Source organism: Actinoplanes sp. NPDC048967, assembly GCF_040649415.1.
GTDB lineage: Bacteria > Actinomycetota > Actinomycetes > Mycobacteriales > Micromonosporaceae > Actinoplanes.
In genome coordinates, this window is record NZ_JBEZFL010000023.1 from 1 (window position 1) to 3,922 (window position 3,922).

The following is a 3,922-nucleotide window of genomic DNA, read 5'->3' on the forward strand; positions in this document are numbered from 1 at the left end:
CACCACCGGACACCACATCCCACAACCCCTCCGGCGACACCACCCCACCCGGCAACCGGCACGCCATCGCCACAATCGCCACCGGCTCCTCCGACGCCGCCGCCGCCGGCGCCGCCACGGGGGCATCCGGCGCGGATCCGAGGAGTTCGTCGAGAAGATGGCGGGCCAGCGCCAGCGGGCTGGGGTGATCGAAGGTGACGGTCGCGGGTACCCGCACACCGGTGGCGGCGACGAGCCTGTTGCGCAGCTCGACGGCGGTCAACGAGTCGAACCCGGCGTCGCGGAACGCCTGGGAGGCGCCGATCCGGCCGGCGGACGCGTGGCCGAGGACCGTGGCGGAATGCTCACGGACCAGGTCGACCAGGAATGCCTCCCGGTCGGCGGCGGGGAGCGCGGCCAGCTCGCGGGCCAGCGAACCGGTTCCGGCCCGCGGGGCGGCGACGGACCGGCGGCGTGGGCGGACGAGGCCGCGCAGCAGAGCCGGGACAGGATCCTTGCCGGAGCGGTCCCGCAGCGCCGCGAGGTCGAGCCGGACCGGTACGAGCGCGGCGTCCGGAGCAGCGACACCCGCGTCGAACAGGGCGGTGCCGAGCTCCGCGGTGAGGCCGAGCATGCCGTCGCGGCGGGTGCGTGCGCGGGCGGCGCTGTCGAGGTGCGCCGTCATCTCGCTGTCGTGGGCCCAGAAGCCCCAGGCGAGCGAGGTGGCGGGCAGGCCGGCGGTCCGGCGCTGCCGGGCGTACGCGTCGAGGAAGGCATTGGCCGCCGCGTAGTTGCCCTGGCCCGGGTTGCCGAGCACCCCGGCCGCGGACGAGAACAGCACGAAGGCGGCCAGGTCCGCATCGGCGGTGAGCTCACCCAGCAGGACGGCGGCGTCCACCTTGGGCCGCAGCACGGTGTCGATCCGGTCGTCGTCCAGACCGGCCAACATGCCGTCGTCGAGGACGCCGGCGGTGTGCACCACCGCGGTCAGCGGGTGCTCCGCCGGGATGGCGGCGAGCGCCGCGGTGACCTGCCGGCGGTCGGTGAGATCGCAGGCGGCGACAGTCAGCCGGGCGCCCGCGGCGACCAGGTCGGCCTCCAGCGCGGCGATCCCGTCGGCCGCCCGGCCCCGGCGGCTGAGCAGCAGCAGATTCCGTACGCCGTGCCGGGCCACCAGGTGCCGCGCGGTGAGCGCGCCCAGGCTGCCGGCCCCGCTGATCAGCACGGTGCCCCGCGGGTCGATCGGCCGCGGCAGCATGAGCACCACCTTGCCGATGTGGCGGGCCTGGCTGAGGTGCCGGAACGCCTCCGGGGCCCGGCGGATGTCCCAGGCTGTGATCGGCAGAGGCGTCAGGACGCCCTGGGTGAAGAGCTCGGCCAGATCGGTGAGCAGCTCGTGGATCCGGTCCGGCCCGGCGTCGACCAGGTCGAACGGCAGATACCGCACTCCCGGGTACGCGGCCACGACCGCGCCGGCCTCCCGGATGTCGGTCTTGCCCATCTCGAGGAAGGAACCGCCCCGCGGCAGCAGCCGCAGCGACTCGTCGATGAAATCCCCGGCCAGCGAGTTGAGCACGACGTCGACACCGGCGCCCGCGGTGGCGGTCAGGATCCGGTCGGCGAAGCCCAGCGCACGGGAGTCGACGATGTGGTCGTCGTCGAAGCCGGCGGCGCGCAGCATCGGCCACTTGCCCCGGCTGGCCGAGCCGTACACCTCGAATCCGAAGTGGCGGGCGAGCTGGGTGGCGGCCATGCCCACCCCACCGGCCGCGGCATGCACCAGCAGGGACCGGCCCGATCCGGGAGTGCCCGCCCCGGCCAGGTCCCGCAGCCCGTAGTACGCGGTCAGGAACACGATCGGCGCGGAAGCGGCCTGCGCGAAGGTCCAGCCGGCCGGCATCGCGACGACGTGGCGGTGATCGGCGACAGCAACGGGCCCGAAGGCGTGCTCGAACAGACCCATCACCCGGTCACCAGGGCGCAGACCGGTGACGTCCGAGCCGATCTCGACGACCACGCCCGCGCCTTCACCGCCGACGGCCGCGTCTCCCGGGTACATCCCGAGGGTGATCATGACGTCCCGGAAGTTCACCCCCGCGGCGCGGATCGCCACCCGGACCTGACCGGGCTCCAGCGGTGCGGTCGCGGTCGGCCCGGTCACGAGGGCGAGGTTCTCGACCGTGCCCGGAGAGGTGATGTCCAGGTGCCATCCGGCGTCGCCGGCCGGCACGGCAAGTCCGGCGGACGCCGGCGCCAGGCGGGGAGCGCTCAGTTGCCCGGACCGGACAGCGAGCTGCGGTTCTCCCGTGGCGACGGCGACGGAGGCCATCGACGGATCGTTGTCCTGGTCGACATCGAGCAGGACGAACTGACCGGGGTTCTCGGACTGGGCGGCGCGCAGCAGTCCCCAGACCGCGGCGGCGGCCGGATCGCCGGTGCCGGCCGAGTCGCCCGTGTCCACCGCGCCGCGGGTCAGGACAACCAGCTCGGCGGCGGCGTACCGGGGCTCGGCGAGCCAGCTCTGCACGGTGGCCAGAGCGTCGGCCAGCAGCTCACGGACGCGCTCGGGCGCGCGTTGCCCGGCGCCGCCCACGACCGGGTGAGCGGAACCGTCGGGCGCCGCCGCCAGGTCGAGCAGGACGACATCCGGCACGGTGGCGCCGGCGTCGATGTGCGCGGTGAGAGCGCCGAGATCGGCGGGCCCGCAGACGCGGACGGTCGTCACGTCCGGATCCGAGGGCCGGTCGACCGGCACCCACTCGACGCGCAACAGAGCCTCGCGGGCGAGAGCGCCGGCCTCATCGAGCGCACCCGCCGACAGCGGCCGCAGCGTCAGGCCGCCGACGGCGGCAACACCGTCACCGGCCGCATCGGCGAGGGTCACCGCACAGGCGCCGGGCCCGGCCGCGACGGCTCTGACCCGCACGGTACGCGCACCGGAGGCGAGCACCCGCACACCGGTGAGGCTGAACGGCAGCAGCGTGCCCTCGTGACCGTCGAACTGCGGTAGCAGCATTCCGGTCTGCAGGGCGGCGTCGAGCAGGGCCGGGTGCAGGACATAACCGTCGGTGTCGGTGTCCTCCGGCAACGCCACCTCGGCGAAGACCTCACCGTCACGCGTCCACGCCCGCCGCAGACCCTGGAACACCGGCCCGTAACCGATACCGTCGCGGGCCCGCTCCGCATAGAAGCCGTCAACCTCGACCACGACAGCACCCGACGGCGGCCACTCCGCCGAAGTCCCCACCTCGACCGCGGCCTCGGCGCCACCGACAAACCCCGAGGCGTGCCTCGTCCAGCTCAGCCCCTCATCACCAGAGGCGTACACCGCAGCCGACCGGCGCCCGTCGGCATCCACCGCACCGATGACCACCTGAACCCGTACCCCACCGGCCGGCAACACCACCGGCGCCTCGATCACCAACTCCTCGACCACACCGGCACCGACCTCGTCACCCGCGCGACCGATGACCTCCACGAGCGCCGTGCCGGGCACGACCACCGCGCCGGAGACGACGTGTTCCGTCAGCCAGGGCAGCGTGCGAGCCGACCACTTCCCGGTCGCCACGGCTCCACCCTGCTCGGGCAGCACGACAACGGCGCCGAGCATCGGGTGCCCGGGTGCGGTGAGTCCCGCACCGTGCACATCGCCGCCGGGCGCGGACTCCAGCCAGAACCGCTCTCGCTGGAACGAATAGGTGGGTAGATCGATCGCGCGCCCGCCGCCGATGGCCGCGGGCAGATCCACCGCGACCCCCACACTGTGCAAACGAGCCAGAGCCGCCACCACCGACTCCACCTCACCCACACCCGCACGCACCGCCGGAACCGACTCCACACCATCAACAATCCCCGGCACCAGACCCGACAACGTCGCATCCGGCCCCAACTCCACAAACGACCTCACCCCACCCTCAACAAACCCCCGCACCGCATCAGCAAA

Annotated in this window: 1 protein-coding gene; it reads right to left on the minus strand. The window is 73.7% G+C overall.

All coding sequences use genetic code 11. From position 1 onward, the window contains the following. Positions 1-3,817, minus strand: a 3,817-nt coding sequence (locus AB0C12_RS44045) for an SDR family NAD(P)-dependent oxidoreductase (protein ID WP_360557220.1), incomplete at its 3' end; no start/stop codon positions are given. Positions 3,818-3,922 lie beyond the last annotated feature (105 nt).